Genomic DNA, 14,469 nt, shown 5'->3' with positions numbered 1-14,469 from the left:
TAAAGTAATCTTATATCATGTTATTAAACTTGTCAATATGATGTTACATTTTATAACGTGAATTTTTTCAGAAAAATTAAATGATTTGTTACTACACAAATATTTTGACTATTGTTTTTACTGGAATCCAATTGTATCTGGATTCCCATTACATACTTAATTTAAATTCATTTACAATTGAATCAGTTTTTTGTCCATTAGCGCATTCACAGCAGTCAATACAGCTATTTTAACATGGGCGTATGTCAATCCGCCTTGAACGTAGGCAACATATGGAGCCCTTGTCGGACCATCTGCCGTCAGTTCAATGCTGGCCCCCTGTATAAAGGTGCCTGCAGCCATGATTACATCGTCCTCATATCCCGGCATATAGGCAGGATATGGTGTCACATGTGAATTGATTGGTGATGCATATTGGATGGCCTGACAGAAGGCAACCATCTTATCCCGGTCATCGAATTGGACGGATTGAATCAAGTCAGTTCGCTTCGCATCCCATTTTGGGGATGTATTCATACCGAGCTTTTCTAAAAAGGCAGCTGTGAACATGGCTCCCTTAACAGCTTGTCCCACGACATGCGGTGCAAGGAAGAATCCTTGGTACATTTCCTGCAGACTATAAAGCGACGCACCTGCTTCAGCCCCTATTCCAGGTGATGTTAACCGATAAGAGCAAACTTCAACCAGGTCCTTTTTACCAACAATGTATCCACCGGTTTTCACTATCCCGCCGCCAGGATTTTTAATGAGTGAACCAGCCATTAAATCCGCTCCGACATGACATGGTTCTTGTGTCTCAACAAACTCTCCATAACAATTATCCACGAACACGACGATTTCCGGGTTAATGTCTTTGATAAAGGAAATCATTTCCTTTATTTCATCGATCGTAAAGGACGGACGTGTAGCATACCCTTTTGACCGTTGTATACCGACCATCTTCGTGTTTGGTTGAATGGCTTGTTTGACGGCTTCAAAATCAACGGTTCCAGTTTCCGCTAACGGAACGGCTTTATAGCTTATCTGAAAATCACGTAAAGATCCGATACCCGTTCCCCGGATACCAACGATTTCTTCCAAAGTATCATATGGCTTTCCAGTTATGTATAACAATTCATCTCCTGGGCGCAATATGCCGAAAAGAGCGGTGGAGATGGCGTGTGTGCCTGATATAATTTGGGGGCGCACCAATCCAGCTTCCGCACCAAAAACATCTGCATATATCAATTCGAGCGTATCGCGGCCCATATCATCGTATCCATACCCTGTAGTCGGGATGAAATGGGAATCACTCACTTTATGTGCTTGATAACTTTGTAATACACGAAATTGATTTTCTTCAATTCGTTCGTCCACTTGCTTATGTAATGGAGAAATCATTGCTTCCACTTCCTGGGCAATGTTTTTCAACACTTCTCCATTTGTTAACTGCTGATACATCAAAATTCCCCTTTATTATGAATATTTCTCCAGCTGCCCGGTTATTGGATGATCAGCTAGACAAAAACCTTTGCATTCATATCTTTCCGATTCTTCATTAAAGGAGAGAGTGCGCAATATGGTTTCATTTTTCAGCTGTGATAATAGTTTACCCTCACTCGATGGCAGGAAAACATGATACGGGATCATTTCTTCAATCACGTACTTTTCAATTTCTTCCATGATTTCATTCAAATCCGATTGTTCATAGGCACTGATCATTAATGAAGCACGACTGGCTGATCTGACAAAATCAGCGTGAACCTTATCTTTCTTATTATACAACGTTAGCTGTGGAATGGAAGGGACATCTAAGTCATTTAGCAAATCCTGCACCGTTTTCTGATGATTAAAGTAATCTGTACTTGACGAATCCACCACATGGAGCAATAGATCCGCTTCTTTCACTTCTTCCAGGGTCGAGCGGAATGCTGCTATTAAAGACGTCGGCAAATCTTGAATGAAGCCAACCGTATCCGTCAGCAGCACGGTAAATCCGCTAGGAAGTATCGCCTTTCGTGTCATGGGATCAAGTGTAGCGAATAACTGGTTCTCTTCGTAAGAATCCGCCTCCGTCAAACGGTTGAACAGTGTTGATTTACCTGCATTCGTGTATCCCACAAGGGCTATTTGAAAGGTCTTATTACGCTTCCTTCTGTCACGATAGCGTTCGCGATGCTTCACTATGCCACTTAATTGTTGCTTGATTTCATCTATTTTCCCACGAATGTGGCGGCGGTCGCTTTCCAGCTTCGTTTCACCTGGTCCCCTGGTGCCGATTCCGCCGCCCAGCCTGGACATTGCCGTCCCCTGTCCGACCAAACGCGGCAATAAATATTGGAGCTGAGCAAGTTCGACCTGCAGCTTCCCTTCCCTGGATCTCGCCCGCTGAGCGAATATATCCAATATTAGCTGTGTCCGGTCAATGATCCTTGCCTCCAATTGCTTCGAAAGGTTCCGAATCTGGCTCGGGGAAAGTTCATCATTAAAGATAAATAAATCCGGCTCAAGCTCCTCTTCCAGATTCCGAAGTTCCTCCACTTTTCCTTTTCCTATATATGTAGCCGGATCGACGCTTTCCCTTTTCTGGGTGATGGTCATTAATACCTCACCATTCGCCGTCTTCGCCAATGAAGCCAGTTCATCAAGTGAATATTCAAAACGTTCAATAGTCTCAGTTGTTTGACATCCAACCAAAACGGCCGTTTCTTTTATTGCTTCTTCCAAATCACATGCACCACCTTCGGGTAGATTTCAGTTAATCATAACAAAAAAATTGAATATATAAAAATTTCCTGAAAACGTAGCTTTTAGCCGTTTTAAAAATTCCGATAACATGCTAAAATCAAATTTGGCTTTACCATCAAAATCAAAAAGACATAGAGGGACATTCATATGACATGGGAAGTATTAAGTTTCATAGGTACGATTGCATTCGCTATTAGCGGGACCATCATCGCCATGGAAGAAGAGTATGATATTTTAGGAGTTTATATTTTAGGAATAATAACCGCCTTTGGCGGAGGGGCAATCCGCAATCTGCTGATCGGTGTCCCCGTTTCAGCATTATGGGATCAAAGTTTCTATTTTGTCATCGCTTTAGTATCCATCACCATCGTTTTCGTTTTTCCTACAAACCTTTCAAAGCACTGGGATAGATGGGGAAACTTCAGTGATGCCATTGGCCTTTCAGCCTTTGCAATCCAAGGGGCGATGTATGCCGTGGAACTTAATCATCCAATAAGCGCCGTCATTGTATCAGCTGCATTAACCGGATGCGGCGGCGGGATACTCCGTGACGTACTGGCCGGAAGAAAGCCATTGGTCTTCAGAAAAGAAATCTACGCAGTATGGGCCATCATTGCAGGCTTGGCTTTAGGCAGTGGTGTATTATCCCAGTCATGGCAGCTTTATTCGCTCTTTGCCGTCATCACGATATTGCGAGTCCTTTCTTACACCAACAATTGGCATCTTCCTAATAAAAAATGGGTGCCTAAAACATAAATTTGAAAAGCCCGCCATCTTGGTGGGCTTTTCCATGTCATTCTTTTTCATCATCCTCGAAAACCAAATCTTGGCTGGTTAGCGTCAGTAAATCGGATTTTTCAAATGTATCCTCCAATAAAAGCCGCATTGCCTGGGCCCTAATTGACTTTTCAAGTACATTGCGGATATAACGTCCGTTAGAAAATGAAATAGGTCCCCGAAATGAACGCAATATGATTAAATGTTCTTTTAATTTCCTTTCCGCATCCCGATTCATTAGATATTCTTTTTCCTGAAGCATCCGATCGGCTATTTCCATTAATTGTTCAATTGTATAATCAGGAAAATCAATAACAAGCGGGAATCTGGAATGAAGTCCGGGGTTAAGACTGAGGAAATAATCCATTTCCCTCGAATATCCAGCAAGGATCAAAATGAATTCGTGCTGCCGATCCTCCATATGCTTGACAAGGGTATCTATGGCTTCTTTGCCAAAATCCTTTTCGCCGCCTCTCCCCAAGGAATAGGCTTCATCAATAAATAAGATTCCGCCAATGGCCTTTTTAATTAAATCCCTTGTTTTTTGGGCAGTATGACCAATGTATTCCCCGACCAAATCTGCCCTCTCCGCTTCAATTAAATGCCCTTTCGATAGTACATTCATTTTTTGAAACAACTTACCGATTAAACGTGCAACTGTCGTTTTCCCAGTTCCAGGATTTCCTTTAAACATCATATGCAGTGCTTGCCTGCCAGTCTTCAGCCCTTTTGCCTCACGTTGTTTATTGATGTAAATCCAGGCATATATCTCTTTTATCATCTTTTTCATTTCTTCCATCCCGACCAGCGATTTCAGCTCATCTTCAATCTCTTTCAATGCCACATGCTGTTGGGGGATCTCCTGCACCAAAATTTCTTTTATCGGCAGTTCCTTTTGTAGCGCTTTTCTGTTTTCCGCATTAAACACAATATTGATTTGCCCGTTATTTTTCATACGGATCGGTTGTTCCAATGCATTCACCTCTCCATCTTGGACCCTTACTCTAATTCCACAAATTTTCATTCGATTTATGATGGTTACAACTAACCCATCGGAAAATTCGATTTTTTAAGCCGTATTCCCTTCCTGAAAAGCGACTTATTTTGACAGAATTCTTTCCTTTGAGGATATGTTACGACAATCTCCATTCCCATCCACCAATTTATATGGGGGAATGTCATTTCCTGCGGTTTCCCGGAAAATAATCCGTCCCTTAATATATATTCAAAACAGGTACGTAAAATTATCGATTCTTTGAAAAAGAACAGCGAATTGCATGCAAAAAAAAAACAGGTCGCTATAAGCTAAACCTGTTTTTTACATACATATATATGATTATTCCTTCACTTCGTAATCAATCTGAACATTACGTTGTGGAGCAAATGTAGAAATCGCATGTTTATAAACTAATTGCTGTTTGCCCTCGGACTCAAATAAAACGGTAAAATTATCGAACCCTTTCACTTGTCCTCTAATCTGGAACCCGTTTAATAAAAATACCGTCACATACGTACCATCTTTCCGTAATTGATTAAGAAACTGATCTTGAATATTTACTGATTGTTTCATGAACTAGTCCTCCTCTTTTCTCTCTAAATTTATGTATTCGCCTTCACTGAAAAGCTTTCCTGCTATAAATCCAGATATTTCATGTATTTTTTTTGGAAAACCCTCGAGATCGGTCATATCAAACCAATTTACATCCATTTTATTCCGAAACCAGGTCAATTGCCTTTTTGCATAACGACGGGAGTTTTGCTTCAATGTCTCAACCGCTTCATCCAATGAAGCCATTCCATCAAAATAATCATAGATTTCTTTATAGCCTATAGCCTGGATCGATTGACAATCCCTCAAACCTTTTTCATGAAATGACTCAACTTCTTGAATCAGCCCTTCTTCCACCATGACATCAACACGTTGATCGATGCGTTGATATAACTTTTCACGTTCCATTGTCAAACCAATGATGCACGTATCATATTTCAATTCTGTAGGCTGTTCATTCAGCTGTTCACTCATCGTTTTACCGGTACAATGAAAAATCTCAAGTGCCCTGATCACCCTTCTTACATTATTAGGATGAATCCGATTCGCGCTTTCCGGGTCAACGCTGCGTAATTGTTCAAAAACGGGATCAATTCCTGACTCCCTTACCTGTTTTTCGAGTCCCTCCCTATAAACAGGGTCGGATGGCGCCTCCGAAAATTGATAATCATAAATGACCGATTGTATGTATAATCCTGTTCCACCGACGATAATGGGGAGTTTACCTCTGCTTTGGATATCCTCAATACAAGCATTAGCTCGCTCTTGGAACTCTGCCGCACTAAATGGTTCATCCGGGTCTTTAATATCAAGTAAATAATGAGGAATTCCTTCTGTTTCTTCCCTCTTGATTTTTGCAGTCCCAATATCCATCCCTTTATAAACCTGCATGGAGTCTCCGCTAATAATTTCACCATTAAATAACTTTGCCATCTCAATGCTCATCTTTGTCTTCCCAACAGCAGTCGGTCCAATGATCACGAGAAGTTTTCCTTTTTGTTGTTTCACAATCTCACTGCCTTAATTGATTTTTTCCCTATCTTATCATAATCTCGAAGAAAGCAGCTAAACATCTACCCATTATGTCCAATTCAGGTACTTTTATTCAACTTTTCATCTTTATAACTCTTAGATAGTCAGAGTGTAAAATACCGAAAATGCATTTGAAGCGAATAGCTCCTTTTGCGGCACTTGGGGAAAATGAATCCCCTTCTCCTGATAGCAAGGGATTCTAATTCCGATAATAGAATCATAAAAAAGGCATGATTCCTTCTGTATTTGAGGAATCATGCCTTTTTATCAATTTTAAATTTAGCCCAATTTTCCATTTACGGGTATGATCATCGTAACGGCCGTTTCTTTTTCCGAAGATTGTACATGAATCTCTCCATCATATCTGTTCACTAAGTCTTTAACGATGAATAATCCTTGTCCGCGAACTTTGCCCTTTTGTGCCTTTTTGGTTGAAAATCCGCTGGCGAATATTTTCTCCAAATCTAATTCCGAAATCATTGGTCCGGAGTTCGTTACCATAAACGTATACTTTTCATCATCAGCTTTGCATGCAATATTCATTCGGCGTTCTTGCTCTGGCAATTCAATTGTTGCCTCAATGGCATTGTCGATGACATTTGATAATAATTTTATCAAATCGGTTGTTTTGACCCGATTGAAGGATTCGGGTGAAACATCGATTTCAATATCGATGTTATAATTCTGGGCCGAGAGCCTTTTCGTCTCTAACAAGACAGATAAGCCCGGATGACTCACATCCAATTTCATCGATTCAATCGAATGCACTTCTTTTGAAAGACCTGTTAAGTATTCGAGTGCTTTTGCGTTTTCCTCTAATTTAAGCAGTCCATGTATCACCTGTATATGATTGGAAAAATCATGCCTTAATGAGCGGACTGAAGCAATGAGCGATTGAAATTCCGATTGATACGTATCTTCCGTATCCCCCACTTCACGTGTCAGTTCCTTTTGATACCATTTTTGAATGACAAAAAAGGTAACCAGCAGCATGATAACAAATCCACCATTATAAACAAGAATGGCAATGCTGCTTTTCAATACCTTGCCGTTAATGGCATTAATATCTTCTGCGCTCACATCAATGCCCAAAAAACCAATAATGTCTCCATCTTGATTTTTCATTGGCACTCCCACAGTCAAATACTCACCATATTCCGGATCTTCTAGAATCCCGGTAATGAAGCTTTTGCCTTCATACCCCTGTTTGACCTGCTCCGGCGGAACAGTACATGCACCACCGATAGGAAAATCCCCTTTATGATCTTTAGAAAATCCAGTAATCATAGCCTTAGAGACTTCCGGATTATCAATCATGATCGTATAAACATATAATGCTCCTATTTTTTCACGTGCATCCTCTAAGTAAGCTTTTATATCCACGTAATCCCGGTTCTTTACTTGGTTATTGAGAAATCGCTGATAGGCCTCTATATCCATCGAGTCGGCAATAGATCTAGCAGCTACCAAGTTTTGATTAGCAACGGATTTTTGCACAGAATTTTTAATGCTTAAATATGTTGAAAACATATTTAGAAGAATGAAAACAATCAATAAAAGAATGGTCAAATAAAGAAGTGCCCTTAACTTTTTATTTTTCATAGGATTAAACTTACCTCATCTCTAGCAGCTAAAAGTTAACGAACCTATTCTGAGTTTACTATATAAAGGGACAAAGAAATAGAGAAAAATCTAATAATCTCTATAATTCCAGGCATATAATACTATAATAAATCAAGTAATTAACATATTATCCACTAACTTTCGATCATATAACTTTTTCATATTTTATCTGTACTGAACCAATTAATAATTTTTTCTAATAAATCATTTAATTTCCAAAAATTAATTATATTAATATAATTTTTTGTAAGGAAAAGGGGGGGATTGATGATGTTTGGTTTGGCACTTTCTCTTTCAAATAAATAATTTTACCCTTTATATGAAAATATTACAAGAATCTAAAGGCTAAATGTGTAAAATTACACCATAATTCACACTTTTTACATTAATTATTCGAGGCAATAGTTTAATCACTCCCCTTTCAATAGTACATAATAACTAATTTATCATTAAGGAAAACAAAAATGGAATCAGAGCCTGATCCCTCTGATTCCATTTACATTTGATAGCTTTTTATTTAATCGAATTGATGACTGCCCGCTCATACATCTTTTTGGTTACTTGATAATAGAGCAGTTGAAAAAGAAAATACGTTGCAATGACCATGGCCGAATAGACAAACAAATTGGATCCCAATAAATTGCTTAATGCCACGTAAGCGACTATGGCATGAAGCATTCCTATCAGAAAAGGAGCGAAAAATAGAATGCGTATTTCCGCACTTAAAATTTGCCGTATTTCTTTTTTTGTCAGGCCCAACCGATGAAGGGCGTGAATTTGGATTTTTTTATCTTCTAAATTCGTAAAAACACGCAGATACATCATGCTTCCTTGGACGATAAAGAATAATAAACTGACAAACAAGCCGATAAAAAGTATCAAAATGCTTCCCTGTTTCATTTCTTGATAAATCGGAGCTCTTGTTTGCAATTGATTATGGTCAGGATTATTAGACATTTTTTCGATTTTAGCAGCTGTTTCCATTGATTCTTCCCAGTCTTTAACTTCATACCCTCGTACTCTTACCTTATCTTTTAAAGGCACATCAGCAGTGATTTCATGATACAGCTGATCATCGACCACCATCAGGGTCGTTGCTGATTTTATTGGAGCGACTATCGATTGATTGCGCTGACCAATCATTGTTACCTGTATGGTTTGTTTACCATATTGAAGCTCCTTTTGTTCACCCTTTTGAACAAATTGATAGTCGAGTCCTCCATAAGGAAAAATGTATAACGCTTCTTTTCCAGATAGCTTTGCTGGATCAATTTTTCGCAATGCAGCCGCATTGTTATAATCACTTTCCGAGATTAATAATGACCAATTTTCATTGGATTCTCCCGTTCTCATATGGGGTAACATGTGGGAAATGGGCACACCTGTCATATTAACTTCGTAAAGGATCTTGAATCCATCTTCCTTTAATGTTTTCTCCACTGCGGATGGTTCAATAACGGAATAAATGGAAGCGTCATTTTCAACCCAGCCAATTGATTGCGGAATGTTATCGATCCCTTGCTTTTTTAAATCTGCACTGAACATGAAAAGTGTTCCTGCAGCTGTCAAAATCACAGCTGTAATGATCGAGGTCAAAAAGAATAACCTGGAATAATCCTTAATATTAAATATCAGGTTTGTTTGCGTAATTAAATTCGTTCCACCATATAAGCTTTTCTTCTTCCGATAAAGCCTGCTGCATAGAGCGACAATGCTTTGGCTGAATAAAAAATAGGTGCCGATCAGTACGAAGAATAAAATGGGCAACACTCGAATATAAGAATTGTTCAACGACATCGTGGCTGCCAAGTAATAAGAAATGCTTAAGCAAACGGCTGATATTGCAATTAACCACTTTGAAACGAGGGGCGCCTTTTTTGGTTTTTGTTTATCTTTTAATAAATCGACTACCTCCGCATTTCCAATCTGGAATAATGAAAGAAGCGATAATAGCTGAAATAGCAAGATGAAACCGACAATCGTATAAACAAAGGCCTCAGGGACAAAGACAAAGGATATTGGTTGCTCTACAGCCAATAACCAAGAAACTGCCATTAAAAATAACTTTGAGAACAAAAACCCCACCCCCACTCCTATAAGGATAGATATGAGGGAAACCATCGTTTGCTCGAGGTAAATCAGTTTTCTTAATTGGGATTTGGACATTCCAAGCAGTGTCAGCAGCCCAAACTCTTTTTTTCGCGGCTGTATAAATGCGGCATTCGAATAAGCGATAAAGAAAACTGAAAATATGATGATCACTATCTCAGCTGCAATGAGTCCTTTACTAATTAACTGGCCCCCAGGGATATTCGCATGGACCACATCTGGATGAAAGATAAATGATGCGTAAATAAAAAAGATTGAGACCGAAAGGACAATACTGAAAAAATAAGCTAGATAACGTTGTGCATTTCCTTGGATATTTCTCTTAGCGAGAAGTCGGATGTTCATGATAGACTCCTCCCAAAACGCTTAACGTATCTAAAATCCTTTGATGGAAGCTCTGTCTTTCCCCTCCGCTGTGAACCTCCGAAAAGAACCTACCATCCTTTATGAATAGAATCCGGTCACAGAAGCTGGCGGCGGTCGGGTCATGAGTGACCATGAGGATGGTTGCCCCCTTTTTCTCCTGAAGAGTAGTGAGGGTATCCATTACCTGCTTGGCAGATTTGGAATCCAAATTACCAGTAGGTTCATCCGCTAAAATAATGGAAGGCTCATGAATCATCGCTCTTGCACAAGCCGTTCGTTGCTGCTGACCTCCGGAAATTTCAAAAGTCCGCTTTTCTAAAATTCCTTCAATACCAAGAAGGTTCGCCAACTGATTTACCCTATTTTCCATTTCCTGCAGTTTATAATGATCTAACGCTAAAGGAAGGAGGATATTTTCACGAACGGTAAGTGTATCAAGAAGGTTGAAGTCCTGAAAAACAAATCCAATTTCCCTCCTGCGAAATAATGCAAGGTCCTGATTTTTTAATTCATTAGGATTTTGATCATTTAGAATGACTTTACCTGTTGTGGGCTTATCAATCGTGGCCATTAAGTTAAGCAAAGTGGTTTTCCCGCTGCCTGATGGACCCATCACGCCGACAAATTCCCCTTTCTGTACATTCATGGTGAAATTATGTAGTGCTTTATGAAATAAATTCCCCTGCTTTTGAAAATAAGTTTTGGATAATTGTTCCGCTTTTAAAATTGACATCCGAAAATACCTCCCTTTCTTACCGTAAGTATAATGAATAAAGAGGGAGGCTCCCATCGAAGTTTATTACATATTCGTTTAACACCCTTACAATTCTGTCACCTTTCATGTAAGGTATTTGTCTTAAAGAAAAATTCCACTGTAGTCCCTTCGGATACAGTCGATTGAACCGTAACGCCATGCCCAAGTCTGTTAACGATTTGCTTCACTAGATATAGTCCCATTCCAGTTGACTCTTGTTGGACTCGCCCGTTCTCTCCAGTAAAAAATGGATCAAACACTCTCTTTACATCATGCGGGACAATTCCAATTCCCTGATCTGTTATCCTTAGGAATATCTCCGACTCTTTTTCAACAATGTTGAACGTTATGCTGTCATGCTTTTCCTGCCTTGAATACTTCAGCGCATTAAAGACCACCTGACTAATGGCGAAGTGGAGCCACTTACGATCCGAATGCACATATACATTCTTAAGCTCCGTTTCAAGCCTGGGATAAATGAACCGTTTGATGAACTGTTTCTTTTCCTCGTTAATCACTTGCTTGACTAAATTAATTAAGTCAACCCGCTCCGATTTTACATCCTCCGAAAAACGCTGAAGCCTTGCTCCATGCAATATAATTTCCAGCCCTCTGCGAAATCGATCATTTTCTTCTTCTATCTCTTTTAGATAAGCCTTCATCGGCTCATCCGAAAATGTCCTGTTGCCTTCTTGAACCAGTAAGGAAATGACTGAAACAGGAGTCTTCATTTGATGAACCCATTGATGAATCAACAGTTCATATTGCTCCTTCTGTTTGATTTGTTCTTGTAATTGTCCAATTGTTACCTGGTTCATTTGTTGAAAAAGATCCATCCACAACTTTTGTTCATTTGACAGGGGGTCCCTAAAGGCTTCGACATACTCAAATGATAAGCTCGGTTCTTGCTTCATCCTTGTTAATTGACTAAGAAAACGGTAATGCCTTATATATTCGCCCGCTAAAAATAAAAGCAGCATAAACAACGCCAGAATAATTAAATAGATGATATTTGAAACCGATATGTGATTCCCCGCTTCCAGAACGGCAAGTGCATAAGCAATAATAAGCAGGCTTACCAATAGAACGGTATAAAATATAAAATAAAGACGGTCTTTGAAAAAGGATTTTAGCTTCACTTTTCTTCACCTTGCATTACTTTTAGCCGATATCCTTTTCCCCTGCTGGTTGTTATGGCATGCTTGACGCCGATATCCTCAAGTTTTTTCCTAACCCTTGTAACATTGACGGTCAATGTATTGTCATCAACAAATGAATCATCATTCCATAATGCTTCAAGCAAATCTTCACGCGAGACAATGGTGTCATACTGTCGTAGTAAACAACTCAATAATTTCAACTCATTTTGGGTTAACGTTACCTGATTGTCTTGGTATTCGATCATCGCTTTTTCCGTATAAAGCGATAATCCATCTATTTCCTTTATTTGTTGGTGTAATGAAGATATTTCCGCATATTCACCGTAAACCCTACGTAGGACACTCTTTATTTTCGCCAGTACCACTTCCAAATGAAACGGTTTCGTTAAATAATCATCTCCCCCATATTCAATGGCCATGACTTGGTTCATTTCATCTGTCCTTGCAGAGATGAAAATGATGGGAATCTTTGAAACCGTCCTTATTAGCCGGCACCAATGGAAACCATCATAATAGGGCAGATTAATATCCAATAAAACTAAATCCGGCTTTATCTCTTGGAACTCCGCAAAGACTTGGTCCAGTTGCTTCACTTCAAAAACCTCATACCCATACCTTTTTAAGTAATTGACCAAGATACCAGCTATTTTGGAATCGTCTTCAACCAATAATATTTTATACATCTTTTTCTCCTCATTAACATGACAATAAAAAACCTTGAATGGTATGAGCCAATCAAGGGGATTACAATAAAATTAGATTTCTTCCGGGATTTTCAATCCCTCAATGAAGGATTTAAAACTCGATGCAACTTTATAAATATTTTCATCCTGGCTTGATGGATCCGAATACCAACCCTGATCCCAGAAGTAAACTCCCTTTTCCTCTTCGTTATTTATCAGCAAGATTTTACCTGCACATGTATCATTACCTATTATAATGCAATTCTTATGTAAGTCATCTCTGTTTTCTTCATGCCATTTTTGTAAATTCAGTTCTTTATCTTGAAGTTCTAATCCATAAAGTACATTTAAGCAAACGAGTGTGTCTAATCCATCTACATAAAACTTACAGTTTTGGACCGCTGTTGTTCCGCCATTATGCTTAAGGAGAAATTGTTGATAATCTGCAGGGATTTCAAAACCCACAAATTCCTGAAAATTATTCACTGCTTCTTGTGTTGCTTTGCCATATCCGGTAATATTAACCATTGTATCGACTCCATTTCATTTAATTGATAATTTTATTCTATAAGGCTATTTCACTTGCTAATCGCTGCTTATAAAATGGCCAGCTCCTACACTCCATTTATGGAGATCCTTTAAAAATAGATTATTCATTTTTATTAGAAAATAATACTTTTTTTAAATATATTAACATAATTTTACTATTCTTTTCAGTATTTTCTGATATTTTTTTTGACAATTTCGTTTCTTTTCATAAAAAGTTAGCTTATTTATGTCGAAAAATCGATAAATCGTATAATTCGTAGATAAATCAGGAGTTTTCGATGATATATCTCCATTTCCGAAGATATATTCTCGATATCGCAGATAAAAATATTATTCTATAAAAAAGGCGCCCACTTCCTCTTCAAGGTTGGCGCCTTTTACAACTCAGATAATTTTATAGTCATCATAAGTAATTAATAACCTGCTCATAGAAACTGTCTCAGCACGTAGCTTATTCTTATCACGACAATAAGCAATGATGGAACTATTGGGAATTTTAGCTGTACAATTCCATTTACTATATTTTTCATTGTACCTAGAGGATATTTCAATATTCTCACCACGGATCTTTAACATCCTGCGTTCTACCAAAGGCATCATCTCCAATTCCGATAATATTATTTACCCAAAATCAGATAAAATATTCTTGGGTCTCATTCAAGCATGGCATATTCAAAAATTATAGACATTATAGTGTTCTATATTATAGGAAATGAGAAAAAAGGTATTATCATCAGAATAATCTTAATATTTTCTCGGAATATTAAGATAAATCTTCAAACCCACCTAATAACTCTTAATTATAACTATTAAAATTATATTCGTATCACAAAAGAAATATTTGAAATTAAGAGATTAGAGTCGTATGATTAGTAGTATCGGCGGAAAACACATAAATCAAAATAAATAAGTTTAAAGGGGAATTAGATATGGTAGATGTAGTCACAAAACCTGAACATGAAACACTTAATATTTCTGCAAACCAAGAACAATTGGATATCCTAGATCAGCTTTTAAAGCCTGAGGTTCAGGAATCATTGAACACTTTAGTTGAGCAGTTACCAAAACTGACTGAGTTAGTGAATATTTTAACAAAGTCTTATGATTTCGCTCAATCGGTTGCGACTGATGATGTCTTGA

12 protein-coding genes and 1 pseudogene are annotated in these 14,469 nt (G+C 38.3%); 2 read left to right on the top strand and 11 right to left on the bottom strand.

All coding sequences use genetic code 11. From position 1 onward, the window contains the following. Nucleotides 1-171 precede the first annotated feature (171 nt). Both LQ188_RS21910 and hflX read right to left on the bottom strand, forming a co-directional pair. On the bottom strand, nucleotides 172-1,440 hold the full coding sequence (locus LQ188_RS21910; protein WP_230178247.1) for a methionine gamma-lyase family protein: 1,269 nt from the start codon (nucleotides 1,438-1,440) through the stop codon (nucleotides 172-174). Nucleotides 1,441-1,455: 15 nt separating this feature from the next. Beyond that, on the bottom strand, nucleotides 1,456-2,706 hold the full coding sequence (gene hflX, locus LQ188_RS21905; protein ID WP_101226047.1) for a GTPase HflX: 1,251 nt from the start codon (nucleotides 2,704-2,706) through the stop codon (nucleotides 1,456-1,458). 168 nt (nucleotides 2,707-2,874) lie between these two features. Here hflX and LQ188_RS21900 point away from each other — a divergent pair, with 168 nt between their 5' ends. Beyond that, nucleotides 2,875-3,483 (top strand): trimeric intracellular cation channel family protein, encoded by a 609-nt coding sequence (locus LQ188_RS21900; protein WP_101226046.1) that lies wholly within the window; start codon nucleotides 2,875-2,877, stop codon nucleotides 3,481-3,483. Nucleotides 3,484-3,520: 37 nt separating this feature from the next. Here LQ188_RS21900 and spoVK read toward each other — a convergent pair whose 3' ends face one another. The 9 genes from spoVK to LQ188_RS21855 form a co-directional block, all read right to left on the bottom strand. After that, on the bottom strand, nucleotides 3,521-4,477 hold the full coding sequence (gene spoVK, locus LQ188_RS21895; protein ID WP_101226045.1) for a stage V sporulation protein K: 957 nt from the start codon (nucleotides 4,475-4,477) through the stop codon (nucleotides 3,521-3,523). 363 nt (nucleotides 4,478-4,840) lie between these two features. Then, the gene (gene hfq, locus LQ188_RS21890; protein ID WP_034313436.1) at nucleotides 4,841-5,074 is read right to left on the bottom strand and encodes an RNA chaperone Hfq; all 234 of its coding nucleotides are present in this window, start codon (nucleotides 5,072-5,074) and stop codon (nucleotides 4,841-4,843) included. 3 nt (nucleotides 5,075-5,077) lie between these two features. Further along, complete coding sequence (gene miaA, locus LQ188_RS21885; protein WP_290370141.1) at nucleotides 5,078-6,064, bottom strand: tRNA (adenosine(37)-N6)-dimethylallyltransferase MiaA; 987 nt, start codon at nucleotides 6,062-6,064, stop codon at nucleotides 5,078-5,080. 300 nt (nucleotides 6,065-6,364) lie between these two features. Then, nucleotides 6,365-7,687, bottom strand: a complete 1,323-nt coding sequence (locus LQ188_RS21880; RefSeq protein ID WP_230178245.1) for an ATP-binding protein — start codon at nucleotides 7,685-7,687, stop codon at nucleotides 6,365-6,367. 534 nt (nucleotides 7,688-8,221) lie between these two features. After that, complete coding sequence (locus tag LQ188_RS21875) at nucleotides 8,222-10,162, bottom strand: ABC transporter permease (protein ID WP_230178243.1); 1,941 nt, start codon at nucleotides 10,160-10,162, stop codon at nucleotides 8,222-8,224. Beyond that, on the bottom strand, nucleotides 10,140-10,916 hold the full coding sequence (locus LQ188_RS21870; RefSeq protein ID WP_230178241.1) for an ABC transporter ATP-binding protein: 777 nt from the start codon (nucleotides 10,914-10,916) through the stop codon (nucleotides 10,140-10,142). Before LQ188_RS21870 ends, LQ188_RS21875 begins: the two co-directional genes overlap by 23 nt. A 98-nt stretch (nucleotides 10,917-11,014) precedes the next feature. Continuing rightward, nucleotides 11,015-12,076 (bottom strand): sensor histidine kinase, encoded by a 1,062-nt coding sequence (locus LQ188_RS21865; RefSeq protein WP_230178239.1) that lies wholly within the window; start codon nucleotides 12,074-12,076, stop codon nucleotides 11,015-11,017. Beyond that, nucleotides 12,073-12,780, bottom strand: coding sequence for a response regulator transcription factor (locus LQ188_RS21860; protein WP_230178237.1), 708 nt, complete (start codon nucleotides 12,778-12,780; stop codon nucleotides 12,073-12,075). Before LQ188_RS21860 ends, LQ188_RS21865 begins: the two co-directional genes overlap by 4 nt. Nucleotides 12,781-12,852: 72 nt before the next feature. After that, nucleotides 12,853-13,308, bottom strand: a complete 456-nt coding sequence (locus LQ188_RS21855; RefSeq protein WP_101226038.1) for an SMI1/KNR4 family protein — start codon at nucleotides 13,306-13,308, stop codon at nucleotides 12,853-12,855. Between the two features lie 950 nt (nucleotides 13,309-14,258). On the opposite strand from LQ188_RS21855, the pseudogene LQ188_RS21850 reads away from it, so the two are divergent. Further along, nucleotides 14,259-14,469: pseudogene (locus tag LQ188_RS21850) on the top strand (DUF1641 domain-containing protein); the annotation flags it as partial.

The sequence above is a fragment of the Peribacillus sp. Bi134 genome, assembly GCF_918698065.1.
Classification (GTDB): Bacteria; Bacillota; Bacilli; order Bacillales; family DSM-1321; genus Peribacillus.
Note: the sequence above shows the minus strand (reverse complement) of the source record. Positions and strands in the feature narration are given on the sequence as shown.

Bases quoted from the DNA above. Each gene is read 5' to 3' on its own strand.
- LQ188_RS21910 (WP_230178247.1), bottom strand. From the start codon at position 1,440: ATGTATCAGCAGTTAACAAATGGAGAAGTGTTGAAAAACATTGCCCAG.
- LQ188_RS21900 (WP_101226046.1), top strand. From the start codon at position 2,875: ATGACATGGGAAGTATTAAGTTTCATAGGTACGATTGCATTCGCTATT.
- hfq (WP_034313436.1), bottom strand. From the start codon at position 5,074: ATGAAACAATCAGTAAATATTCAAGATCAGTTTCTTAATCAATTACGG.
- LQ188_RS21880 (WP_230178245.1), bottom strand. From the start codon at position 7,687: ATGAAAAATAAAAAGTTAAGGGCACTTCTTTATTTGACCATTCTTTTA.
- LQ188_RS21875 (WP_230178243.1), bottom strand. From the start codon at position 10,162: ATGAACATCCGACTTCTCGCTAAGAGAAATATCCAAGGAAATGCACAA.
- LQ188_RS21870 (WP_230178241.1), bottom strand. From the start codon at position 10,916: ATGTCAATTTTAAAAGCGGAACAATTATCCAAAACTTATTTTCAAAAG.
- LQ188_RS21860 (WP_230178237.1), bottom strand. From the start codon at position 12,780: ATGTATAAAATATTATTGGTTGAAGACGATTCCAAAATAGCTGGTATC.
- LQ188_RS21855 (WP_101226038.1), bottom strand. From the start codon at position 13,308: ATGGTTAATATTACCGGATATGGCAAAGCAACACAAGAAGCAGTGAAT.